General features: G+C 69.9%; 21 protein-coding genes and 4 pseudogenes. 8 read left to right on the forward strand and 17 right to left on the reverse strand.

The annotated features are described in order from the left end of the window. Window positions 1–4 precede the first annotated feature (4 nt). Window positions 5–2,266: a formate C-acetyltransferase gene (gene pflB, locus J5Y04_RS13540; protein ID WP_209412231.1), complete on the forward strand. Its 2,262-nt coding sequence runs from the start codon at window positions 5–7 to the stop codon at window positions 2,264–2,266. 174 nt (window positions 2,267–2,440) lie between these two features. Then, window positions 2,441–3,160, forward strand: coding sequence for a pyruvate formate-lyase-activating protein (gene pflA, locus J5Y04_RS13545; RefSeq protein ID WP_245204791.1), 720 nt, complete (start codon window positions 2,441–2,443; stop codon window positions 3,158–3,160). A gap of 180 nt (window positions 3,161–3,340) precedes the next feature. Here pflA and J5Y04_RS13550 read toward each other — a convergent pair. Beyond that, window positions 3,341–3,732: pseudogene (locus J5Y04_RS13550) on the reverse strand (transposase); the annotation flags it as partial. A 170-nt stretch (window positions 3,733–3,902) separates the two neighbouring features. Between J5Y04_RS13550 and J5Y04_RS13555 the strand changes: the two are divergent. After that, window positions 3,903–4,502: a GNAT family N-acetyltransferase gene (locus tag J5Y04_RS13555; protein ID WP_209412233.1), complete on the forward strand. Its 600-nt coding sequence runs from the start codon at window positions 3,903–3,905 to the stop codon at window positions 4,500–4,502. A 453-nt stretch (window positions 4,503–4,955) separates the two neighbouring features. Next, window positions 4,956–5,163: pseudogene (locus tag J5Y04_RS41670) on the forward strand (phosphotransferase); the annotation flags it as partial. A gap of 220 nt (window positions 5,164–5,383) precedes the next feature. Here the strand turns inward: J5Y04_RS41670 and aspA are convergent. From aspA to J5Y04_RS13580, 5 genes are all read right to left on the reverse strand, one after another. Beyond that, window positions 5,384–6,793 carry an aspartate ammonia-lyase gene (gene aspA / locus J5Y04_RS13560; RefSeq protein WP_209412234.1) on the reverse strand — a complete coding sequence of 470 codons (1,410 nt, stop codon included), beginning with the start codon at window positions 6,791–6,793 and terminating at the stop codon, window positions 5,384–5,386. A gap of 37 nt (window positions 6,794–6,830) precedes the next feature. Next, entirely contained in the window at window positions 6,831–7,847 is a 1,017-nt protein-coding gene (locus J5Y04_RS13565) for an asparaginase (protein WP_209412235.1), read from the reverse strand. 101 nt (window positions 7,848–7,948) lie between these two features. Further along, window positions 7,949–9,388: an amino acid permease gene (locus J5Y04_RS13570; protein ID WP_209412236.1), complete on the reverse strand. Its 1,440-nt coding sequence runs from the start codon at window positions 9,386–9,388 to the stop codon at window positions 7,949–7,951. Then, a complete protein-coding gene (locus tag J5Y04_RS13575) occupies window positions 9,385–10,062 on the reverse strand; it encodes a FadR/GntR family transcriptional regulator (RefSeq protein ID WP_209412374.1) in 678 nt (225 codons plus the stop codon). The genes J5Y04_RS13570 and J5Y04_RS13575 overlap by 4 nt, the downstream gene beginning before the upstream one ends. A gap of 86 nt (window positions 10,063–10,148) precedes the next feature. Further along, window positions 10,149–10,934 (reverse strand): gamma-glutamyl-gamma-aminobutyrate hydrolase family protein, encoded by a 786-nt coding sequence (locus J5Y04_RS13580; RefSeq protein ID WP_209412237.1) that lies wholly within the window; start codon window positions 10,932–10,934, stop codon window positions 10,149–10,151. 260 nt (window positions 10,935–11,194) lie between these two features. Here J5Y04_RS13580 and J5Y04_RS13585 point away from each other — a divergent pair, with 260 nt between their 5' ends. Further along, window positions 11,195–12,103: a LysR substrate-binding domain-containing protein gene (locus J5Y04_RS13585; protein WP_209412238.1), complete on the forward strand. Its 909-nt coding sequence runs from the start codon at window positions 11,195–11,197 to the stop codon at window positions 12,101–12,103. A 69-nt stretch (window positions 12,104–12,172) separates the two neighbouring features. Here J5Y04_RS13585 and J5Y04_RS13590 read toward each other — a convergent pair whose 3' ends face one another. After that, window positions 12,173–13,435: a hypothetical protein gene (locus J5Y04_RS13590; RefSeq protein ID WP_209412239.1), complete on the reverse strand. Its 1,263-nt coding sequence runs from the start codon at window positions 13,433–13,435 to the stop codon at window positions 12,173–12,175. Between the two features lie 647 nt (window positions 13,436–14,082). Here J5Y04_RS13590 and J5Y04_RS13595 point away from each other — a divergent pair. Together J5Y04_RS13595 and J5Y04_RS41675 are read left to right on the forward strand one after the other, a co-directional pair. After that, window positions 14,083–14,955 carry an IS256 family transposase gene (locus J5Y04_RS13595; RefSeq protein ID WP_307853095.1) on the forward strand — a complete coding sequence of 291 codons (873 nt, stop codon included), beginning with the start codon at window positions 14,083–14,085 and terminating at the stop codon, window positions 14,953–14,955. A gap of 33 nt (window positions 14,956–14,988) precedes the next feature. Next, a pseudogene (locus J5Y04_RS41675) lies at window positions 14,989–15,162 on the forward strand (hypothetical protein); the annotation flags it as partial. On the opposite strand, the gene J5Y04_RS41680 reads toward J5Y04_RS41675, so the two are convergent. From J5Y04_RS41680 to J5Y04_RS13630, 6 genes are all read right to left on the reverse strand, one after another. Further along, window positions 15,121–15,417 carry a DUF6296 family protein gene (locus J5Y04_RS41680; protein ID WP_374106018.1) on the reverse strand — a complete coding sequence of 99 codons (297 nt, stop codon included), beginning with the start codon at window positions 15,415–15,417 and terminating at the stop codon, window positions 15,121–15,123. The pseudogene J5Y04_RS41675 and the gene J5Y04_RS41680 sit on opposite strands and share 42 nt — an antisense overlap. Continuing rightward, a complete protein-coding gene (locus tag J5Y04_RS41685; protein ID WP_209412240.1) occupies window positions 15,362–15,754 on the reverse strand; it encodes an STAS domain-containing protein in 393 nt (130 codons plus the stop codon). Before J5Y04_RS41685 ends, J5Y04_RS41680 begins: the two co-directional genes overlap by 56 nt. Window positions 15,755–15,825: 71 nt before the next feature. Then, on the reverse strand, window positions 15,826–16,146 hold the full coding sequence (locus J5Y04_RS13610; protein ID WP_209412241.1) for a plasmid stabilization protein: 321 nt from the start codon (window positions 16,144–16,146) through the stop codon (window positions 15,826–15,828). A 1,129-nt stretch (window positions 16,147–17,275) separates the two neighbouring features. Next, window positions 17,276–17,488 (reverse strand): hypothetical protein, encoded by a 213-nt coding sequence (locus J5Y04_RS13620; protein WP_209412242.1) that lies wholly within the window; start codon window positions 17,486–17,488, stop codon window positions 17,276–17,278. Window positions 17,489–17,549: 61 nt separating this feature from the next. Continuing rightward, window positions 17,550–17,831: a hypothetical protein gene (locus J5Y04_RS13625; RefSeq protein WP_209412243.1), complete on the reverse strand. Its 282-nt coding sequence runs from the start codon at window positions 17,829–17,831 to the stop codon at window positions 17,550–17,552. Window positions 17,832–18,317: 486 nt separating this feature from the next. Next, window positions 18,318–18,725, reverse strand: a complete 408-nt coding sequence (locus tag J5Y04_RS13630; RefSeq protein ID WP_307853096.1) for a DUF317 domain-containing protein — start codon at window positions 18,723–18,725, stop codon at window positions 18,318–18,320. A 236-nt stretch (window positions 18,726–18,961) separates the two neighbouring features. Between J5Y04_RS13630 and J5Y04_RS13635 the strand changes: the two genes are divergently transcribed. Beyond that, window positions 18,962–19,141: a hypothetical protein gene (locus J5Y04_RS13635; protein WP_245204822.1), complete on the forward strand. Its 180-nt coding sequence runs from the start codon at window positions 18,962–18,964 to the stop codon at window positions 19,139–19,141. A 7-nt stretch (window positions 19,142–19,148) separates the two neighbouring features. Here the strand turns inward: J5Y04_RS13635 and J5Y04_RS13640 are convergent, their stop codons facing one another. The 4 genes and pseudogenes from J5Y04_RS13640 to J5Y04_RS13655 all read right to left on the reverse strand — a co-directional run bounded on the left by J5Y04_RS13640 (window position 19,149) and on the right by J5Y04_RS13655 (window position 23,070). Beyond that, window positions 19,149–20,258: a DUF317 domain-containing protein gene (locus J5Y04_RS13640; protein WP_209412244.1), complete on the reverse strand. Its 1,110-nt coding sequence runs from the start codon at window positions 20,256–20,258 to the stop codon at window positions 19,149–19,151. Beyond that, window positions 20,198–20,362, reverse strand: a pseudogene (locus J5Y04_RS43945) (DUF317 domain-containing protein); the annotation flags it as partial. The pseudogene J5Y04_RS43945 and the gene J5Y04_RS13640, both read right to left, overlap by 61 nt. A 168-nt stretch (window positions 20,363–20,530) precedes the next feature. Then, on the reverse strand, window positions 20,531–20,815 hold the full coding sequence (locus J5Y04_RS13650) for a hypothetical protein (RefSeq protein WP_209412245.1): 285 nt from the start codon (window positions 20,813–20,815) through the stop codon (window positions 20,531–20,533). Window positions 20,816–21,060: 245 nt separating this feature from the next. After that, window positions 21,061–23,070 carry a trypsin-like serine protease gene (locus tag J5Y04_RS13655; protein WP_209412246.1) on the reverse strand — a complete coding sequence of 670 codons (2,010 nt, stop codon included), beginning with the start codon at window positions 23,068–23,070 and terminating at the stop codon, window positions 21,061–21,063. Window positions 23,071–23,139 lie beyond the last annotated feature (69 nt).

The raw sequence follows: 23,139 nt of genomic DNA on the forward strand, positions 1-23,139 counted from the left end.
GACCATGAACGCACAGCAGCACGGGACCTCGACCGCCTGGCACGGGTTCCAGGGGGAGCGGTGGCGCGAAACCATCGACGTGCGCGACTTCATCCAGCACAACTACACCCCCTACCAGGGAGACGCCTCCTTCCTGGCCGGACCCACCGAGCGAACCCTCGCCGTCTGGAAGCAGATCACCGACCGCTTCCCCGAGGAACGCGCGAAGGGGGTCTACGACATTGCCCACGACATCCCCGCCGGCATCACCGCACACGCCCCCGGATACATCGACCGGGAACGGGAGCTGATCGTCGGCCTGCAGACCGACGCCCCGCTCAAGCGCGCGATCATGCCCTACGGCGGCTGGAGGATGGTCGCCGGCGCCTTGAAGACCTACGGCTACCCGGTCGACCCGGGGCTGGAGAAGGTGTTCACCGAGTACCGCAAGACCCACAACGACGGCGTCTTCGACGCCTACACGCCCGAGATCCTCGCCGCCCGCAAGGCCGGCGTCATCACCGGTCTGCCCGACGCCTACGGCCGCGGACGGATCATCGGCGACTACCGCCGGGTGCCGCTGTACGGCGTGGACCGGCTGATCGAGGTGAAGCGGGCCGAGAAGGCCGAACTGGACCACCTGCCGCACGATCCGTCGCGGCTGGAGGAGACCATCCGGGAGCGCGAGGAACTCGCCGAACAGATCAGGGCACTCGGCGAGCTGAAGCAGATGGCCGCGGGCTACGGACACGATGTCGCCGGCCCCGCCACGACGGCCCGCGAGGCGGTCCAGTGGCTCTACTTCGCCTACCTGGCCGCGGTGAAGGAGCAGAACGGCGCCGCGATGTCGCTGGGCCGCACCTCCACCTTCCTCGACATCTACCTGCAACGGGACCTCGAAGCAGGGCGGTTGACCGAGGAGCAGGCGCAGGAGCTGATCGACGACTTCGTCATCAAGCTGCGGATCGTGCGCTTCCTGCGCACCCCCGAGTACGACGAGCTCTTCTCCGGCGACCCGACCTGGGTGACCGAGTCCATCGGTGGAATCGGCGAGGACGGGCGGCCGCTGGTGACGCGTACCTCGTTCCGCTACCTGCAGACCCTCTACAACCTCGGCCCCGCGCCCGAGCCGAACCTGACCGTGTTCTGGTCGCCGCAACTCCCTCATGGCTTCAAGGAGTTCTGCGCCAAGGTGTCGATCGACACCTCCAGCATCCAGTACGAGTCGGACGAGCTGATGCGCCCGCGCTTCGGCGACGACACCGCGATCGCCTGCTGCGTCTCCGCGATGCCGGTCGGCCGGCAGATGCAGTTCTTCGGCGCCCGGGTCAACCTCGCCAAGACACTCCTCTACGCGATCAACGGCGGCCGGGACGAGATCTCCGGCGCCCAGGTCGGCCCCGCCACCGGTGCGCTCAGCGGCGACGTCCTCGACTACAAGGAGGTGCTCGCCAAACTCGACCAGCAGCTCGACTGGCTGGCCGCCACCTACGTCCACGCGCTGGACGTCATCCACTACATGCACGACAAGTACGCCTACGAGCGTCTGGAGATGGCCCTCCACGACCGTGACGTCCGGCGCACCCTGGCCTGCGGCATCGCCGGCCTCGCGGTGGCCGCGGACTCGCTCTCCGCCATCAAGCACACGACCGTCCACCCGGTGCGGGACGACACCGGCCTCGCCGTCGACTACCTCGTCGAGGGCGATTACCCGGCCTACGGCAACAACGACGACCGGGCCGACGCCATCGCGGTGCGGCTGGTCGAGGAGTTCATGGACAAGGTCCGCAAGCAACCCGCCTACCGCGGCGCGGAGCACACCCAGTCCGTGCTGACCATCACCTCCAACGTCGTCTACGGCAGGAAGACCGGCGCAACCCCGGATGGCCGAAAGGCCGGCGAACCGTTCTCGCCGGGCGCCAACCCGATGAACGGACGCGACCGCCACGGCTACGTCGCCGCCGCCCTGTCTGTGGCCAAACTCCCTTACGAGCAGGCCGAGGACGGCATCTCCCTCACCAGCACCGTCACCCCCGACGCGCTCGGCCGCACCGAGGAGGAGCGGATCGCCAACCTGGTCGGCGTGCTCGACGGCTACACCACCTGCCACGGCTTCCACATGAACGTCAACGTCCTGGGCCGCGAGACCCTGCTTGATGCCATGGAACACCCGGAGAACTACCCCCAGCTGACCATCCGGGTCAGCGGCTACGCGGTCAACTTCGTCCGCCTCACCCGCGAGCAGCAGCTCGACGTGATCGGCCGCACCTTCCACAGCGCGCTGTAGCAGCGCCCACCCGCACGCGGTGCCGACGCCCTCCCCGACCACGGGCGTCGGCACCGCGCCTTTGTGCAAGGAGAATCCGCAATGACCGAAACCACTTTCGCCGCCTCGGCCGGCGGCACCGCACCTGCTACGTGCCCGCCTGCGGACACGACGGCCCCGTGCCCGGTGACCGGCATGCTGCACTCCTGGGACCTGTCGACCGGCGTCGACGGCCCAGGGACGCGTTTCGTCGCCTTCCTCGCCGGCTGCCCGCTGCGCTGCCTCTACTGCCACAACCCCGACACGTGGCACCTGCGCGACGGCCGGCGCGCCACCGCCGACGAGATCGTCCAGGAGGCCGCCAAGTACACCGAGTTCATCCGCGCCTCCGGTGGCGGAGCGACGATAAGCGGCGGCGAGCCGCTGCTCCAGCCGAATCTCACCGGCGAGTTGCTGCACCGCTTCAAGCACGAACTCGGCCTGCACACCGCCCTGGACACCTCCGGCTTCCTCGGCTCCCGCGCCACCGACGCGCTGCTCGCCGACACCGACCTCGTCCTGCTCGACATCAAGTCCTGGGATCGCGCGCTCTACCGGCACCTGACCGGGCAGAGACTCGCTCCCACCTTGGACTTCGCCCGACGCCTGGCCGGTCTCGGCACGGAGGTCCGGGTCCGCTTCGTTCTCGTCCCGGGGCTCACCGACCTTCCCGAGAACATCGAGGGCGTCGCCTCATTCGCCGCCTCCCTCGGCAACGTCGCCCGGGTCGACGTGCTGCCCTTCCACAAGCTCGGCGCCGCCAAATGGCGCGCGCTGGGCCTGGAGTTCACCCTCGCCGACGCGCCGACGCCGGCCCGCGACCAGGTGGCCGCGGCTTGCGCGGTGTTCGCCGCCCACGGGTTGCACGCTGTCTGATCACGCCGGGGACGGGGACCGGCCGGCGGGCATGAGGCGGCGCGGTTGGCGTCCACGTTGGCCTGCGCCGGATTGTAGTGCAGCGGGCGGCCGCTGCCGGGCTTGCCCAGGTGCAGGGGGCCGCCTGCACGGTGCGTATGCTCGCGGCGATGGTCGGCAGGGTCGTCATGGTGGGTGGGTAGACTTTCGGTCGCCGCGCCCGTAGACGTGGCAGAACAGTCGTTCGTCGTAGGTCGGGGCGTCCGGGCGGAGCCAGTTGCTGACGTCCACGCCAGCACGATCCGCCCGTCGGCCGCCTTCGGCAGTGGCAGAGCGGCCAGCGTGCGGCGCAACCGTGCAGGCTCCAGCCGGCCCCGGTCCAACGCGGCGTACAGGGCGCCGTGCCCGCGTCGGTGCTCTACCGCCAAAGACAGCTCCACCAGGGTCTTCACCGGCCCGTCCGAGCACAGCACCGCGTCGGTGAGCTCGAAGAGCGCATCGGCGCGGCTGTACAGGCAGTCGTAGAAGTCAACCCGAAAGCGGGACAACACGCTCAATGCCTCGCCCGCTGGCACGTCAACGGGAAGGCTCATACGCAGCGGCCGTTCTCTCGTGCTTCGTTACTCGATATCTCGAAGCGTGGAGAACGGCCGCGTCACATGTCCCCAGATCCAGCGGATCTCAGCAGGTCGAGCGACCTACGAGGACAAACGCCAACCTAAGCGGTGGACAGTCCTCCGGTCGCTGGGCGAGCATCTCCGGGATGAACAGCGAACTTCACTCCACCAGCGCCAAGCGCGTCCGTTTCGTCGAGCTCGGGGCGAAGGCGCTGCGGGCGCTCGCCGACGGTGACCTCGCCGGCGGCAGCGCCGAGGCGGGCGTCGCCCTCGACCCGCACTTCGTCGGTGACCGTGCCCGTTGGATCTTCGGCTACCGCGCCGACCAGCTGGCCCGGGACCCGTCGGCCGCGCCCTGGATCACGCGGGCCGCGGTGTCCGAGCCGGACGGGGCCGTGGTCGGCGACGCCGGGTTCCACGGGCCACCGGACGAGGATGGCATGGTCGAGGTCGGCTTCACCGTCGTGCCCGGGTACCGCCGTCAGGGTTACGCCCGCGCCATACTGAGGGCGCTGCTCGTCAGGGCCGCCGCCGAACCCGGTGTCAGGACGGTGCGGGCCAGGGTCAGTGCTGACAACGCCGCCTCCCTGGCCACCGTCGCGGGCTTCGGGTTCACGCGTGTCGGCGAGCAGGGAAACGATCGTGACGGCCTCGTCATCGTGTGCGAGGTCCCGGCGCACGCGATTCAGGCCGGGCAGCACCCCGCATCCTCGGCGGACACGACGGCCGTCCCGGTCGAGCCCTGACCCGAGAAGGGCCACACAGGCCGGGCCCTGACCCGAGAAGGGCCACACAGGCCGGGCCCGGACATCACCCGGCCGCGGGCACACCCGGGGTGCGGAAAGCTCCCCCTCTCCTCCTCGACCCTCAGGTCCGGGGGCGTTCGGGTAGGTGAGCATCGCCGGGACCCGGCGGTTGTCGGGGGGTCCTGGGTCAGGTCCAGCTCGGTGAAGGTGCCCGCCGAGTGCTTGCCGACGGCGCTGTCTGTCGCTCAGGTGCGGGTCCAGCGCGACGCCCGCGTTGGACCCGCCCTGCGCCATCGGCTTCGGGGGCATGCCGGGTCGGCTTCGAGCATCTGGCGCGCGGAGTCCCGTAGCGGATGGCGCAGGCGGGGAATCCGGTCGACAGGCCGGCCTGCGACGCACTGTGATGGCCTCAACTTGTTCGTCGCACGGGCGGGCCGACTCGAGGAGTTGCTCTTGGCGGCCGAGAGAATCGCGGACACCCGCCCTGCGATCGACGCCGCGCTGGTCAGGGGCCTGGTCGATTCGCAGTTCCCGCAATGGGCCGGTCCGCCCCCGGAGCCGCTCGATCCGGCCGGCTCAGACCATGTGATCTACCGGTTGGGCGAGGAGTTGTCCGTCCGCCTGCCCCGCCACATCGGTGCCGTCGGGCAGGCCAAGAAGGACCTGACCGTCCGGCCGCTGGCCGCACGGGATCGGGCGACGCGGCCCGCCATCGCGCAGGCCGACGGCGCGGCCATGACTGATCCGGTTTTCGGTGTCATCGCCGACCCCGATCGCGTGGCTACGGCCGAGCGTCCGGCGCGGGGCGGTGCCTCCGACGGGAACACGAAGCTGGACGAGAGACCGCCTGAGCGGCATCACGGATCCGCGCCGGGCAGTCCTCATACCACGGCCACGCCGCTGCCGGCGATGACCTCGGGCCGCAGCAGGGCCGCGAGCGTCTCGGGCGGGAGCAGCCCCTTCTCCAGGACGAGTTCAGCGACGCCCCGGCCGCTCGCGAGGGCCTCCTTGGCGATGTCGGTGGCGGCTGTGTACCCGATGTGCGGGTTGAGGGCGGTCACCAGGCCGATGGAGTTCTCGACGGTCTTGCGCAGCGCCTCGGTGTTGGCGGTGATGCCGGCCACGCAGCGCTCGGCGAGGGTGAGACATGCGGCGCGCAGGTGGGTGATGGACTCCGACAGGGAGTGCAGGATGATCGGTTCGAAGGCGTTGAGTTGGAGCTGCCCGGCCTCGGCGGCCATGGTGACGGCGACGTCGTTGCCGATCACCTCGAAGGCGACCTGGTTGACGACTTCGGGGATCACCGGGTTGACCTTGCCGGGCATGATGCTCGAACCGGCCTGCACCGGAGGCAGGTTGATCTCGCCGAGGCCGGCGCGCGGCCCGGAGGACAGCAGCCGCAGGTCGTTGCAGGTCTTGGACAGTTTGACGGCGATGCGCTTGAGGACGCCGGACATCTGGACGAACGCGCCGCAGTCCTGGGTGGCTTCGACCAGGTTGGCGGCGGTGACCAGGGGCAGCCCGGTGATGTCGGCGAGGTGGCGGCGGGCGGATTCGGCGTATCCGGCGGGGGCGTTGAGCCCGGTTCCGATGGCCGTCGCGCCGAGGTTGATCTCGTGGATCAGTTCGACGGCCTCCGCGAGCCGGCTGCGGTCCTCGTCGAGCATGACGGCGAAGGCGGAGAACTCCTGCCCGAGCGTCATCGGCACGGCGTCCTGCAGCTGGGTGCGCCCCATCTTCAGCACGTCGCGGAACTCGACGGCCTTGTGGGCGAAGGCGTCCTGGAGGACGGCCATCGCGTCGAGCAGGCCGCGTACCGCGGAGACGGTCGCGATCCGGACGGCGGTCGGGTAGACGTCGTTGGTGGACTGGCCGAGGTTGACGTGCTCGTTGGGGTGCAGGTGCCGGTACTCGCCCCTGGCGTGGCCCAGCAGCTCCAGCGCCCGGTTGGCGAGGACCTCGTTGGCGTTCATGTTGGTCGAGGTGCCGGCGCCGCCCTGGATGACGTCGACGACGAACTGGTCGTGCAGCTTGCCGCTGCGGATCTCGCGGCAGGCGGTGACGATCGCTTCCGCCTTCCGGGGCTCCAGCAGGCCGAGTTCCTCGTTGGCGAGGGCGGCGGCCTCCTTCACGGCGGCCAGGGCGTCGATCAGGTGCGGGTAGGCCGAGATGGGCGTGCCGGTGATGGGGAAGTTCTCGGTGGCGCGCAGGGTGTGGACGCCCCAGTAGGCGTCGGCGGGGACGTCGCGGTCTCCGAGCAGGTCGTGTTCGCTGCGGGTGGCGGCGGTCATGGGTGTGCGGGTCCTCTTCTCGGAGTGGTGGTTCGGGTCAGGGGCGGGCGAGCAGGGCCGAGGGGTCCAGCGCGGCCACCGGCCGTACGCCGCCGACGGGCCGGCCGCCGCCGGTGATCGGCTCCCCGGCGAAACCGGTCAGCAGCCGCGGGTCGATTCCCGCCTGTACCAGGGCGGCTGCCGTCACCGGGATGCGCGCCCGGTTCGCCCCGTCGGCGATCTTGACGGCGACGGCGCGGCCGTCCGGCAGCGCGGCGATCTGGACGCCCTCGAAGCCGTCCTTGGCGAGCAGCCCGGGTACCGCGTGCATCAGTCGAGCCACGTCCCGCCCCGTACCGGAGGCCATCTCCGGGTGGCTGCGTAGTGCGTCCGCCACCCGGAATTCAGGTGTCCCGGGCGCACCGGTGGCGATGCGCGCGGCGGCACGGGCTAGACCGTGGAGGGAGACGGCGAACAGGGGGGTGCCGCAGCCGTCCACTGTGGCGTGGGCGATGCGCTGGCCGGTGAGGTCCTCCACGACTTCCGCGACAATTCGTTGGAGCGGGTGCTCGGGGACGTCGTAGTCCTGCAGCGGCCATCCGTTGAGTTTGCAGAGGTGGAGCATCGCGGCGTGCTTGCCGGAGCAGTTCTGGGCGAGCCTGGAGGGTGGGCGGTTCTGCCGGATCCAGGTGTCGCGGACGGCCGGGTCGTACGGCAGGTCCGGGACGTTGCGCAGGTCGTCCTCGGTGAGGCCGGCGAGCGCCAGGATCCGCCGGACCCCGGCGAGGTGGCGCTCCTCGCCGGAGTGGCTGCCCATCGCGAGCGAGAGCAGGTCGCCGTCGAGCGGCAGCCCGGCCCGCACCATGGCGACGGCCTGGACCGGCTTGAGGGCCGATCGCGGGTAGCACGCGGCCTCCGCGTCACCGAGGTGGAACCGGAGCTTGCCGTCGCCGTCGAGGACGACGACGGAACCGTAGTGGGTGCTCTCGACCACGCCGCCACGGGTGACGTGGGCGACGGGCGCGTGGCGGGGTTCGCGGATCGCGGGCGCGTCCGCGAGGGAGCTGGTGAGCATGACTGCCTCGATCGTGATGGCTCGGGACTGCTGGTCTGGTGCCTGCGTGCGGCGGGCCGGGCGGACGCGCGGCGGGTCCGCCCGCCCCCGGGCCGCCGGGTTCAGCCGTCGGTTTTGGCGGCGGCGCGCGCGATGCGTCCGCGGATCGCGTACCAGCCGGCGACGAGTGCGGCGGCGATGAGCGGTACGCACAGCACGGTGGTGCGTCCGGTGCCGCCGTCGGCGTACATGAGGACCAGGACGGCGGCGAGGAAGGCCAGCGTCACGAGTTCGGTCCAGGGCGAGCCGGGCAGGCGGTAGCCGGGACGGGTCAGTTCGCCGGCCGTGGTCTTCCGCCAGAACATGAGGTGGCAGACCATGATCATGCCCCAGGTGGCGATGATGCCGATGGCCGCGAGGTTGAGCACGATCTCGAACGCGTCGGCGGGGACCACGAAGTTGAGGCCGACACCGAGGACGCACATGGCGCTGGTGAGCAGGATGCCGCCGTAGGGCACCTGGGTGCGGCTCATCCGGGCGGTGAAACGCGGGGCCGATCCGTTGACGGCCATGGAGCGCAGGATGCGGCCGGTGGAGTAGAGGCCGGAGTTGAGTGAGGACATCGCCGCGGTGAGGACGACCAGGTTCATCACGTTGTCCGCCGCCGGGATGCCGATGTGGGAGAGCACCGTCACGAAGGGGCTCTGGCCGGAGGTGTACTTGTTCCACGGCATCAGCATCGAGAGCAGGACGACCGAGCCGACGTAGAACAGGCCCACGCGCCACATGATCGAGTTGATCGCCTTCGGCATGATCTTCTCGGGGTTCTCGGTCTCCCCGGCCGTGACGCCGACCAGTTCGACGGAGGCGTAGGCGAAGACGACGCCCTGGACGATCAGCAGCATGGGCAGCAGGCCGTTGGGGAAGATCCCGCCGTTGTCCGTGATCAGGGACGGGCCGGGTACGACGCCGTCGACCGGGTGCCGGGTGACGAGCAGGAAGATCGCGATGCCCATGAAGACCACCAGGGCGCTGACCTTGACGATCGCGAACCAGAACTCCAGTTCGCCGAAGATCCGCACCGAGATGAGGTTGACGGTGAGGACCACGGCCAGGGCTATGAGCGCGATCACCCATTGCGGGACGTCGGAGAACAGGTGCCAGTAGTGGGTGTAGGTGGCGACGGCGGTGATGTCGGCGATGCCGGTGGTCGCCCAGTTGAGGAAGTACATCCAGCCGGCGGTGTACGCACCCTTCTCTCCCAGGAACTCCCGGGCGTACGACACGAAGGCGCCGGAGGAGGGGCGGTACAGGACGAGCTCGCCGAGCGCCCGCACGACGAGGAACGCGAAGACGCCGCAGATGGCGTACGCGACGAACAGGGAGGGCCCGGCATCGGCGAGCCGTCCGCCCGCACCGAGGAACAGCCCGGTGCCGATGGCTCCGCCGATGGCGATCATGTTGACGTGCCGGGCTTTCAGGGACTTGCTGTAGCCGGTGTCGCCGGCGTCGACGTGACGGGTCGTGGGGCGCTTCTCGTCCTTGAGGAACTGCTCGCTCACGCCTCGGCCCTGCCTTCTCTTGAGGTGTCCGCGCGCTGGGGGCGCACGATGTCGGTGAGGGTGGCCTCCACACGGCGGAGGTGGTGGGACATCGCCTCGACGGCGTCGGGCTCGGAACCGTCGATCAGGGCCTCGACGATCGCCCGGTGCTCGCAGTTGGACTGCTCGCGCCGACCGCCGAGTTCGTTGAGGAAGGTCGACTGACGCGCCAGTGCGTCACGGATCTCCTCGATCACCCGGCGGAACACCGGGTTGCCGGAGGCCTCGGCCACCGCCAGGTGGAACACGGTGTCCAGGGCGACCCATGCGGTGGTGTCGCTCTCCCGCTCCATCCGGTCGAGCAGGTGGCCCAAGTGGTCCAGGTCCTCCGGGGTGCGGCGCAGGGCCGCGTATCCGGCCACCGGGATCTCGACGTGTCGGCGCACTTCCAGGAGATCGCTGGCCGCGTAGTCGCCGAAGGTGGGGTCCTCGACCGTGTTGGCCACGACAAAGGTGCCCTTGCCGGTCCTGGAGACCGTCAGGCCCATGGCCTGCAGGGCACGGAGTGCCTCGCGCAGCACGGGCCGGCTGACCTCCAGGGTCCGGCACAGCTCCGCTTCCGAGGGGAGCTTGTCTCCCACGGCGTACTGACCGCGCTCGATGGCGCTGCGCAGGTGGCCGAACACCGCTTCCATCGCGCTGACGCGCCGCGGGACCGGACCACCTGTCTGGCTGTCTGACAGGTTCACGGGCTGATCCTGGGGCCCGTAGTGACACGCTGTCAAGACACCGGAGTCGCTTCGGAGAGCTCCGACGCACTCCGGACACGCACCTTCCGCTCGCCGGCACCCCTCGGCGCAGGGCCCGAGGCCGACCCGGCCGCGGCCACCAGAGCGTGTACCACCGCTGAATCGAAAGCCATTTCGGGGTGCCACTGCACGCCGACCACGAAGCGGTGCCGGGTGCTCTCGATCGCCTCGACGGTGCCGTCCGCCGTGCGGGCGCCCACGACCAAGCCGGCTCCGAGGGACTCCACCGCCTGATGATGGTGCGTGGCGACCTGGCGGGTCCCCGGAAGGAGCGCGCCGATCCGCGTCCCCGGCACCGTGGTGACGGCATGGGGGGAGAAGTGGCCGCCGTGCAGGTTGTGCCCGTGGTGACCCACGGTTTCGGGGAGGTGCTGGATCAGGGTGCCGCCCGCGTGCACGTTCATCAACTGCATGCCGCGGCACACTCCGAGCACTGGCATGTCACGCGCGAGAGCCTCGTCCAGCACGGCCCACTCCCACCGGTCGCGCTCACGCATCGGCGGCCCCGTGCACGGATGCGGCTGCGCCCCGTACAACGCGGGATCCACGTCCTCGCCGCTGGTCAGGACGATCGCGTCCAGGCGCGCGACGACGTCCGGCGCGGCCTCCGGCGCGTCCGGCGGCAGCAGGACCACCCGGCCGCCCGCCGCCCGGAGGCAGCTGATGTACGCCGCGGGCAGCAGCGCGGCGGGCAGCTCCCACTCCCCCCACTGAGCGTCGGCGAGGTAAGTGGTCAGTCCGATGAGTGGCTTGGGCATACCACGTCCTTTCAGCAGCGCGGGTCGATCGTCGAAGCCGTCTCCTCCGCGGCCCGCCCGACAGATGCGGGTGCAGGCGGGACGCGGAGGAGGGGGTGCACGGCCCGGCGGGCACACGAACGAGCCCGACGAGGGTGGGGGTTGGTCGCGGACCCGGGAGCCGAGGCTTGCACATCCGGCCGCGAACAAGAATCCTGCTGCCGTTCATGCTTAAGCACAAGAAAAGACATCTTCGCGACAGATAAGTGAGCCTTAACTCCGTGCAGAGACTAGACCCCCGGTTGCTCGCCACCCTCGAAGCCGTGGTCCGCCACGGCTCCTTCAACGCCGCCGCACGCGAGCTGGGCTACAGCGCGCCCGCCGTCTCGCAACAGATCGCCGAACTCGAACGCCGTGCCGGCCTCATCCTGATAGAGCGCCGCCCCGTGCGCCCCACCCCGGCCGGCACGGTCCTCCTCGACGCCGAGCAGCGTGTCCGGAGCGCACTGGCGGCGGCGTCCGTGGAACTCGACGCCATGCGGGCGGGCACGGCCGGACGGATCAGACTCGGAGCCTTCGCCTCATCCGCCGCCGGCATCGTCCCGCAGGCGCTGGCAGATCTCCACGCGACCTACCCGGATGTACAGGTCAGCCTCTCCCAGGTGGAACCGGACGCCGGCTACAGCCGGCTCAAGCGGGGAGACATGGACCTGGCCCTCAGTTACGACTACGACTTCATCCCGATGCCACCGCCCCGGACGCTGCGCCGAACGCTGGTCGCACGCGACCCGGTCGTGGCAGTCGTCCCGGCTGACCACCACCTCGCCCACCGGGACGTCATCGACCTGGCAGACCTCGCGTCCGAGACGTGGATCGCAGCTCCGGAGGCCGCGTTGCGCCTGGAACTGCTCGCTCAGATGGCCAAGACACCGCGATTCCAGGCCCGCCTGGAATACGACGGTGACGACTTCAACACCGTGCTCGGCTTCGTCGCCGCCGGCCTCTGCGTCGCCGTCATGCCGCGGCTGGCCCTTCCCCCGGGCAACACCCAGGTCGTGGCGCGTCCCCTCGCCGACCCGGAGTTGACGCGCTTCATCTACACCGTCCGCATCGACACCCGGCACGCCCCGTGCGCTCTGCTGGCCCTGGAACGGATGCTCGCCGCGCAGGCACTGGCCGCCCTCTCGTGAGCCGGGGGCAACGCCGCGACGAGTGCGCGACCGAAAGCCGCGACCTCAGGCAGGTCTCCGGGCAGCCGCTCACGCCTGCGACCGGATGCTCCGGTCGGCGGTGAGCCGCTCACGCCACTCGGCCACAGCGACGGGGGACATCGCCGCGAGACGAGCGATCGCCTCGTCGTCCCGCCCGTCGGTCCAGCTAAGGACCCGGGTCAGGACGGTGTTCCGGACCAGGCGGACCTCCTTGAGTAACTCCTCCAGGCGCTTCAGTTCCTCCCCGGTGGCGGCAAGCGTGTCGTCGACCGCCGTCCTTTCCCCGGCCCGCTGTTGCCGCAGGTAGGCCGGCAGGCCGGTGAGGACCACGCCGTCGTCGGCCGCAGCACTGCGGAACGTCTCGGCAAGGTGGTTCAACACGCAGTCAGTGGCATCGGCGAGACTCGCTCCCACGACCTTCGCGCCCTCCCAGCTGCTCCGTCCGGCATCGCTGGTCCGCAGCCAGAGCCCGGCATCGACCGGAGTGCGGTTGCCGCAGGCCGCCGCGCGGTAGGCGTACAGAGCCGCACGGTGACCGTAGAAGGTGTAACCCTCCTCGATCCGAACGTCCGCCGTAGCGCACATCCGTCCCGGCACGCCGCCGTAACCGGAATCGGGTTCGTAAGCGGCACAGCCGTCCAGCTCGGCGTCGGTGGCTGTCGTCCAGGCCGGGTCGCACAGCTCCGGATTCCGGGCGAGGAAGTCCGCTACTTCGACCCGCCACGCGGGAACCGGGCTCATGCGGGGTTCGGCCCAGGCGACCGCCCCCGTCGCGTCGAGCGTGAACCGGCAGGCCTGTTCGAGATCGGTCCAGGCCGTAGCAGCCTCGGCGGACCATTCCAGACTCCCGCCCGGGCCCACGCGGTGCAGCGAGCCGATCACCCGCTGGACCAGGGGCAGCACCCGCCGGACGAGCGCATAGAGCTCCTCGGCACTGAAGAAGCGCCAGACGTCGGCGCCCTGGTCGTCAACGGCGCGGTGCGTGAGCAGGACCGCGAACACGGCCGGGGATGGCAGTGCGCCATCGCCGACCGTGGCCCGGCGATGTCCCGGGAGCGAGTGGGCGACGTCCTCGCCTTGTGTTCGCCAATCGGTGTCCCCGAACCAGACGGCACCGGTGGCGACATCGACGGCGAGCCACTGTTGGTAGCAGTTGCCCGGCCCGAACCGGTCCCGGCGGTGCTCGGCCTGCCGGTCATGCCACACGTATTCCGCTGGAGGCGGACTGAATTGGACGGCGACGAAAGCATCCTGCGGGGTATACCCGACGACCACGTGTGCCGTTGGTTTGCTGTGCTCGGTCCCGGACATATGGCTCCCTCCGTGCCGGACCGTGGCGGTTCCACCACTGTGCGGCACCGAGCCTGCCCTGCGAGAGCCGTACGATCAAATCCGATCAGTTGTGGACTTCTCGTCCTGTGAGGGTCCGTGCACGAGCGGAGCCGACGACGGGCGACCGCAGACCGTCGGTGCTCCTCCCCGGGGCGCCGGGCAGGAGTCGGACCTTGACGCCGCGCCGTCGGGCGGCGCATGATCGAGCCGTTACCTGTCAGACAGCAAGACAGTGAGCTTGGTTCAACGACACGGCAGAACCTCGGAAGCGGTAGGCGGTAGGCGGTAGGCGCACGGCAGCAAGGGCCCCGGCCGGGCCCACTGTCGGCCCGTCAGATCGCTTCACGCCACACCGTGATCATCGCAATTCAAGATCTACGAGCGCGAAGTCGCGGTCTTCCGGGCCGGCCTCCGTCCGGTTGTTCACGCGTCGCAGAGCCGCGCGTTCCTCGCCCTTCGACTGGGCGGTGTTCGGCAGGTCGCCCACCAGCAGAGCCCCGCTGATCGGGGCTGCATGCCGGTGGCCGGCCGCCCACTCGTTGGCGGCCAGTGCGCCCCGCAGCGTAGGGGTGAGCGGCCGGGGCCCACCTGGCAGCCGTGCATCGCGGCCTCCACCTCGGCGGTCGGTGCGCGACATCCGTTCCCACCTCGCGCAGATCTATGGGGTCGAGGTCAGCGCGGACCTGATCAGCAAGGTCACCGACGCCGTGGCGGACGAGCTGGTCGCTTGGCAGAACCGGCCCCTGGACCCGGTGTGGCCGATCATTTACATCGACGCGCTGTGGGTGAAGATCCGTGCCGGGGCGGTGGCTTCGAAGCCGGTCTACCTCGCGGTCGGGGTCGACATGGACGGCCGCAAGGACGTCCTGGGCCTGTGGGTCGGTACGGAGGGCGAGGGCGCCACCGCTTGGATGGCCGTGCTGTCCGAACTGCGCAACCGGGGCGTCGAGGACGTGTGCATCGTCTGCTGCGACGGCCTGAAGGGCCTGCCGGACGCGGTGACCGGCACCTGGCCCCGCGCGACGGTGCAGACGTGCGTGATCCACTTGATCAGGGCCTCGCTTCGGCTGTCCTCCGGCAGGGACCGCTCCAAGCTGGTGCCGGCCCTGCGGGCGATCTACAGCGCGCCGACGGAGCAGGCCGCCGAGCGGGCCCTGGACGAGCTTGCCGCGTCCGAGCTGGGCGAACGCTACCCGGCCGTGGTCCGCACCTGGCGGGCGGCCTGGGGCGAGTTCACGCCCTACCTCGCGTTCCCGCCCGCGATAAGGACGGTCGTCTACTCCACTAACTTGGTCGAGTCGATCAACTCCCGACTGCGGAAGGCCACCCGAAACCGTGGCCACTTCCCTTCCGAGCAGGCCGCGTTGAAGGTTCTCTACCTCGCGGTGCGTGAGCAGATCACCCCCAGGGCACGCGACATCAACCACGTCGCCGCACACTGGAAGGAGGCGCTGAACCAGTTCTCACTCTTCTTCGATGACCGGCTCAGCATCCAATAATCCCAAGGCACTTACACGAGATCGCTTACACGCCCCCGGCAGCTGCGCCTGGAGCAGGTGCTGCTGCCGCGCGACGCGTTCTTCGGCCCGGCCGAACAGGTGCCCGTCGAGAAGGCCGCCGGGCGGATCGCGGCCGAGATGCTCACCCCCTACCCGCCCGGGCCCTCAGCGCAGCGGAACAGCGTGGAGGCAGGTGTGCTGCCCGGGGCCGCTGGTGGCGGCGAGTGGGCGGGCCGCACCGCCGGCGATCTCGACTTGGAAGGTGCCCGGAACATCGCTGTAGATCGGGGCGCCGTTTGAGGTGTAGGCGCCGGTGAAGTGGACGACGACGACTTCGGGTGGGGCGTGGGATCCGGAGGTCCCCGGCATGGTGATCGTATAGCGGGCCGGAAGTGTCATGGCGTGCTCATTCAGGGCAGGGGACAGTGGTGCGGATGTGCGTGCGGAGGGTGAAGATCTCATCGGTTCCGGTGATCGCCAGCAGGCGCAGCAGCTGGGGCCCGGCGCCGGAGAGGACGAGCCAGACTCCTGCGGTCTCGGCGTCGTGGCGGGCCTGGAGGAGGGCGTTGAGGCACGCGGAGTCGCAGAAGGTGAGGGCTACGAGGTCGACGATCAGCATCGCGGGTGCGTCTGCGATGGCCTTAGCGAGGGCTTCGTCGAGGAGGCGCCGGTTGTCGTGGTCGGATTCTCCTGAGACGCGGCACACCACCGCGGTGATGGCCGCCGCATGGGAGGTGACCTGAAGGGGCGCTTGGGTCTGTTGGCCGGGCTCCGGCTGGGGGCCCGAGGTGGCGGACACGATGGGATTCCTTCCGGCGGGATGGCTGTCCCTTCCCCATCCTCCCTCGACGGCCACCCGGCGCGTGCTTGTTAATGGCCGAGGGCGTTGGCGAGCTGCTTCTTGTTCATCGTCGAACGGCCATAGATATTGCGTTTCTTGGCCTCGTTGTAGAGCTGGTCATAGGTGGGGCCTGGGGAGCCCGAGTGGGAGCGGCGGCCGCCTCGTTGCGAGGAGGTGTCCTGGGTAGAGGAGCGACTGGCGGTCTTCGACTCGCCGTGGCGGGCTCGTTCCTTGTCCACCATGCGGAAGGCGATCTCCTTGGCTCGCTTCTCGCTCTCCCCGCGGTCGAGGGCGCTCTCCTTGATGTGCTCGTACTGGCGTTCCCTCTTCTTGTTCGAGCCGGCCGGCATGACTCCTCCTTGGACGTGGTAGGTAGACCGGCGGCTACCCGGCACACCCCGTCCCATGCCTTTACCCGTGGTCCTTTGCTGGGCGAGAAGGTCGAGGGCGGCGCGTTCCACGGTCTCGCGGGTGCCGGGCAATGGTCCGGCTGGGTCGGCGTCGAGGTCGGGCAGCGCGTCAGCGATGGTGACTCCCCAGCCGTAGAGCTCGAACGGTCGCGGGTTGACGTAGAGGGCCGGCAGACTGCCGGGCTGTTTCCCAGGTGACCCACCGTCTCTCGGACGACCCGGGCACGTTCAGGTTCAGGACATCCAAGGGACTGCCACGTCCGGTGCTCCCCGAAAGCCTGCAGGGCCGGGTTGTCGTCGTGGCGGTGCAGCAGAGCCCGGACGGCCTTGGCAGCGGCCTGATCGGAGAGGGCGAGGTCGCGGCGGCGCCCGGACTTAGCGGCATACACGAACTGGAGATCGGCGCCGTGGACGGTGACCTGGTTGCGGCGCAGGGTGGTCGGGCTGTACGAACCGTTGGCCTTCTCGTACGCCGGTGAGCCGACTCGGAAGAAGTCGAGGTCGAGCAGGCGTATGGCGCAGACGGCAACCCGGTCGTGCTGGAGGCCGCGCAGGGCCAGGTCCACCGTGACGCGCTCGCGCAGTCCGGGCAGCGCGGCGGAGGACGTGGTCGTGCTTGGTTTCCTCCCGCCGGGCGGCCGTCGTGGGGCATCGAGAGTCATCCGCCGGTCAGTACTCGACGACGACGCGCAGCGTGGTGAGTGCGGGATCAGCGCTGTCGGGGAGGAGCATGCCCGCGTCGACGCCGGTGCGCAGGTAGTCGATCACGTCGGCGTTGAGACGTTCGCCCGGCAGGGCGGCCGGGATGCCGAGGCCGAGCCGGGCCGTGACGTCCCAGCCTGCGCAGCGGCCAGCGCAGGCTGATTCGGCCGGAAGGAAGACGGGGAGCGTCAGCGGGCAGCCAGAGGACGTTGATGGGGTCCTCGGGGGCGAGCGGGGGCGGTGCGGACGAGGGCGCCGCGGACTCCGGTCGGCATCGGCCAAATGGCGAGGCCGTCAAGCGGGTGGGGCGTTCTGCGGCGGTTGTGAGAGGTGATCTGGTCCTCCTGGTTCGGGATCGGAGTGGTGGTCAGGCCCAGGCGAGTTCGTCGCGGACGGCGGTCGGGAGGTAGCCGTCCTGCCCGTCCTCGGCGAGGTAAGCAATGCCCTCGTGCTCTACGGCGCTCGCGCCGAGGAGGTGGGTGAACGGCCAGTCAGGGTTCACAGCGAGGCGGATGCGCAGGTTCGGGTCGAGGGGCTGGAGTCGGGCGAGCAGGTGGCCGATGGTGAGGTGATGGGGCACGGTGGTTCTCCAAGTGGTTCAGGCAGCAGGGAAGTCGGGGCGGTACCGGGAGCGGTGGCGGTCACCGGAAGTCGAGGCGGAGCAGGCCGTGCAGGATCGTCGGACCCTTCGGGTCGGTCATGGAGTGGGTGGCGCGGTGACGCTTGCGGGATTCGTTGACGCAGCCCTTGCCGGGGCCCTTACTGGGGTACTTGAACTGCCAGGCATCGCAGGTGCAGATGGCCTGGGAGTAAGAGCGGCCGAGGCAGGCGGGGTGCAGCGACTTGCCGGACTTGGTCCGTTTGTTCGCGGGGCAGACGGATTCCTCGGCGTGACGGTTGCTCAGCGGGGCGCGGTGAGTCACGTGGTCCTGTCGAGCCGAGGAAAGGACGCTTGGCGCCGGGGGTCAGTGCGCCAATCCGTAGGAGCACATCGGCAGCGAATCGCCCTCAGCTTCGAGGATCACCACACCGTTGGCAGCCAGTCGGTCGAGCAATCTGGCGGCCGTGTGGTCGGGCAGGCCCCGTGCGTTGCCGATCTGATGCACACGGGCGCCGCCGGACTCCCTGGAGGGGAGGAGCGACTGCCTTTCGGTCGTGGTGCAGGCCCAGGTCGTGCGCGTCGTCGAAGGTGACCACGGCTCGGGACGTTCGCTGGGGAAACCGACCACTTCTTCGACGGGAAGCAACAGGGCGACGGCGGGGACGGGGCGATCGCCGAGAGAAAGAAGCCGTCGGCGCAGATGGTGAGCGGGTTGACCACGGTAAGAGCCGAAGCTGTTGCGTTCGGTGGCGTCGGCGACGCGGTCGTTGAGGCGGAGGCAATGCGTCCGCAGTTGCGGTGAGTTGGGTTAGCGGGAGGGGTCGTCGATCAGCGCGGCGAGGAAGCCGGCGACAGCCTCGGACGGGGTGCGGACACCGAACTCCTGGGTCCACGCCTCGGCGTCGGCGGGCTGGACCCGCACGCGCCAGACGATGCCGCGCTGCCAGGCGTCCGGAGCCTCCGGCAGCCAGCCGACGTACACGCGCCCGTCCGGGCTGGTGCAGTGGACGTTCGCCTCAGGGGTGTTGACGATTGGCCAGCCGAGCGCGCCGAGCAGTTCGAGCACAGGCTCCGCGCAGTGATCGGAGGAGAGCCAGGAACGGTTCTCGAGGGTGGGGCGGACAGGGGAGGGCAGGAGGCTGCTGGTGGCGTTCACGGTGGTGTTCCCTTCGTTGACCTGCGGTTTTCTTGACACCCGTACGTTGGCATGCGCCACGCCGGTGTTCGTAGTCATTTCCGGTGTTGCCCGTCTGCCGTGGGCGAACTGGACCGCGAGGCCCGGGTCCGCCCGGCCTGGAAAGGATCAGCGAGACGGGTTGCGGAAAGGGGTTGCGGCAGCGGGCCGTACGGGAGGAGGGGACGAGCGTTGGGGAGGCGGACAGAGGCCGGGACGGTGCGGCGCTGGAGCTCAAGATCCTGGCAGCGGGACGGCCGTGGACGATAGGCGATGTCGTGATGATTGCCGACGGGCAGTGGACGGTACGGACGAAGACCGCTGCGGCGCATGTCCAGGAGAACGCGGTCCAGGGGCGGCTGGCGGACGGTCGGCGCGTGGAGATGACGGTGGAGGAGCTGGCCCGCGCGGTGGGCGCAGCCGATCCGGGCGCCCACAGCGACCAGGCCACAGACTGAAGGGCCGTTACCGCCGGTTCGTCGGCGACGGGGCCGGCGTCGCTGCGGCCGGCGGGGTGCCGGGATGGCCGGCGGGCAGCTCCAGCGGACGGGGGGACTGCGTGGTGCGGGAGGTGGCGGCCCGGACCCGTTCGGCGTCGAGGCCGCCCTGGGTCGTCAGGGCGGCCTCGCGGGCGTCGACGACGTGGCGGATCGTCTGCAGGGCGGTGTTGCTCTCGGCGTGGGCGGTCCGCAGGGAACTCGCCGACTCGGTGATCCGGTCGAAGTCGTAGAAGGCGGGGACATGGCCGGGCCGGGTGAGGGCGTGCAGGCGGGCCTGGTGGACAGCGACAATGTTGGAGACCACGGTGAGGTAGCCCCTTGTGTGGATGGCCGCACGAAGCCGCGGGTCCTCGACGGAGCGGTGGATGGCAGGACGCTCCAGTTCGCCGATCGGCCGGCCCCGGGCTTCTCGATCATCGCGTTGGCGTGGTCGAGGGCGATGGTGTCGGACACACTGCCCTCCAAGGTGTCGATGGTCAGCGGGAGCGCCGGGCGGCGGGGGCCTGCGGGAGTGCGGGCGGGTGGTGGTGCTGTGGGCGAGCGATGTGGGAGCGGCACGGGGTACGGAGAGCGAGCGGCGGGTGGCCGCCCTGACGCGCGCCACCTCCAGCGGGCTCGGCGTGGTCGCAGTCGCCGTGGCTCCAGAGGGTAGGTGCTCCAGGTCGATGCGCCGCATGTAGCGGTTGGCCGGGGCCGGGTCGGTGATGGTCGTGGTGAGTGTTTGCAGGAGGTGCTCGGGCAGGCGCGAGGAGGCGGTGGCGTACCAGACCTCGCGGGGCGGGCCGACCTCGAACAGCCAGCGCTCGGTGTCGCCGGCCATCTCGGCCGAGTGCTGTAGCGGGTTGTCCCGGCGGTGGAGCCGGATGAGGCGGTCGGGGGACTGGTTGGTGAGGAAGGAGGGGCTGGGTCCAGGCTCCAGCCGTCGGCGAGGAGTTGGAGGGTCACCTCCACTCCGCCGGTCCGGCCGCGGGTGCCCAGGTAGGCGTCGGGCCCTCGGGTGTAGGCGGAGGCGAGCGCGGTGGTGAAGTCTGCGACGATCTCGGGGGGTGTGTTGTGGTCGAAGGTGACCAGCCACTCGGGTGGTGCGAAGGCGTCATGGGCTGCGCTGATCTTCCAGAGCGTGGAATCCTCGCCCTCGGGCAGGAAGGCCAGGGGTGATGGCGCTCTCTGAAATTTCAGAGAGCGCCATCAGAGGAGGTTCTGGTCCTAGGTGCACGGGCCCAGGCCTATGCTGTGGTCGTTGATCGTGAGTTGGCGCACCGGCGGTCGTTCGAGGTAGTTCCGTCCGGTCAACGGGACCGGCACGTACCCGCAGACGGCGGTCCCCCCCCCACATCTCATGTGATGTCAGCCGTGTTGTCGTCGGCAGCACGGGTGGCGCAGCCCGTTGTAGGGGCGGTGGTGCCAGTGGACGAGCCATTCGTCGAGGAGGTCCTGCAGCTGGGGGACGCTGTAGCAGGTGTGCTGTTCGATGTTGCGGCCGCGCTGGGCGACATTGGAGCTGGTGTAGCCGGGCAGGTGCTGCCACAGCAGGGTGTTGATACAGCCGAAGGTGCGCTCGACGATGCCCTTGGCGGTGGACAGCGGCACTACCGTGGAGCCACAGCCCGGACCGACCGCTGCATGAGGCATCCGTCCAGCCCCTCGACAACATGACTCGAACGCCCGCCGTCCGCGGCAGGCAGAGCTGGTCACGAACGCAGGTCGCGCGGGTGCCGCCCCGCTCGGTACAGCCGGCTCGGAGCTGCCCGATCAAAGCCACTTCACTCGTCCGGCCTGGTCCGCCATGCGTGCTCGTCGTGTGCCTGTGTTGACGGGGAAGGGGCCGGTGCCTGGGTTCGGCACCGGCCCCTCCTGCCTCGGCTGGGGCTGACGGGTCAGCCGGCCGGGGTGGTGGTGATGCTCTGGACGGCGTTGCTGGTGAGGCCGTAGAAGGTGGTCCAGCTGCCGTCGGCCTTCTTGTCGGCGGTCCAGATCTGTTGCTCGCTACTGAGGGCGAACAGGCGGACGGTGTCGCCGATGGTGGTGGCGGCGACCTGGTTGATGCCGCCACTGACATTGGGGACCTGGTCGAAGGTGGTCCAGGGGCCGTTGTTGGTGCTGTCGGTGGTCCAGATCTTCTGGTCGCTGCCGACGGCGAACAGGCGCACGAGGTTGCCGACGGTGGTGGCGGCGATGTGCTGGATGCCGCTGCTGGGGATGGCGGCGAAGGTGCTCCAGGTGCCGGCGGTGTAGTCGCCGGTGGTGGTCCAGATCTGCTGGTCGGAGCCGAGCGCGAACACGCGCACAGTGTTGCCGACGGCGGTGACGCTCACCTGCTTGACGCCGCCGCCGGGCAGCGCCTCGAACGGGCTCCAGGTGCCGGCCGTGGAGTCGCCGGCGGCGGTCCAGATCTTCTGGTCGCCGCCGATGGCGAACAGGCGGACCTTGTCACCCATGGCGACGGCGCTCACCTGCTGCATCCCGCTGTTGCCCGGCACCTGCTCCGGGGTGCTCCAGGCGCCGGTCGTGGTGTTCTTGGTGACGGTCCAGATCGTGTTGTCGCCGCCGATCGCGAACAGGCGGACCTTGTCACCCATCGTGACGGCGCTCACCTGCCGGATGCCGCTGGTGTCCGGAACCTCCGCGAAGGTGCCCCACACGTTCGTGCTGTAGGAACCCTCGTTCGTCCAGATCTTCTGGTCGCCGCCGACGGCGAACAGCCGGCTCCCGGGACGGGAGGCCTTCACTTGCTGCACCCACGTGCTGAGGTCGTCGACACGGGCACCGTAGGCGCCGGTTCGGGTCTCGGTGGTGTTGAAGCAGCCGCTCTGCCAGGCACGGCTGGTCACGGCGACGAGCTGGGGCTGGCCGTTGGCGGTGCGGGTGGCGGGGGCACCGGCGTCGCCCGCGCAGACGGTCGTGGTGGCGTCCTGCCAGGCAAGGTCAACGCCGGTGGCGTCGGTGGCTCCCGCGGCGACGGCGGCGGCGTGAAGGGTCGTGGGTGCCCAGAGGCTGGGTGTGCGTCCGTACCCGATCGCGCGCAGGGGCTCGCCGCTTGCCGGGGCAGCGGCGGCGAGGGCGACGGGGCTGATGCCGTCAGCGGGGGTGGCGAGGCGTGCCATGACGAGGTCGCGGTCCTGGCGCGGGACCAGTTCCAGGATGTCGGTGGTGACCCCTGTGTCCGTGGCGGTGAGGTCGGGCCGGCCGACGGTGGCGGTGGTGTGCAGCTTCGGTGCGCCGGCGGCCGGCGTGGTCGGCTTCGTCGGGTCGTCGGCGAAGCAGGAGGCGGCGGTCATCACCCAGTAACGGTCCACGAGGGCTCCGCTGCAGGCGCGCTTGCCGTCGCCGACGTCGATGCGGGCGGTGTAAAGCGCGTCCGTGACGGCTGCCGGCGGCGTGGTGGGGGCAGTGGGGGAGTCGACGCGCAGCTGCAGCAGCACGGACCGGCTGCCCTTGGCACCTTCGCCGACGCCCTTGATATCGCCCTTGTCGAGGCTGACGGTGTCAGTGCGCCCGTCGGCGCTCACAGTGGCGGTGAGGGGCTGGGCCAGGGTCTGCAGTCCGACAACCTCGGCTATCGACATGGCAAGGAAGCCGTGGGGGGCCGTGCTGTTGAAGCAGAACTGGCCGACGTTGGCGGTCGGAAGGCGCGACCAGACCTTGATCTGCGCGGTGTTGCAGTCGTCGGTGAGGATGATGTGTCCGTCACCGCTGGTGAGGGTGATGCCCTTGTCCGCGAGCACCTGTGCGGCGCCGGGGTAGGCGAAGTCCTCGACGATCTGCGGTGCGGCCGAGTTGGCGGTCGTAACGGTGTCGGCGATGGCGGTAGGGGCTGCCGTGCCGAGACCGGCGGCGGCAAGTCCCATCAGTCCCGCGAGCAGCCGGCGGTTCCTAGATGTGCGCATGTTCCTTTTCCTGAATGAATAAACGTTAAAGGTGTGAATCGGGACGGTTTTATCGTTCCCGATCCGGTT

This window comes from Kitasatospora sp. RG8 (assembly GCF_017813315.1).
Lineage (GTDB): Bacteria > Actinomycetota > Actinomycetes > Streptomycetales > Streptomycetaceae > Kitasatospora.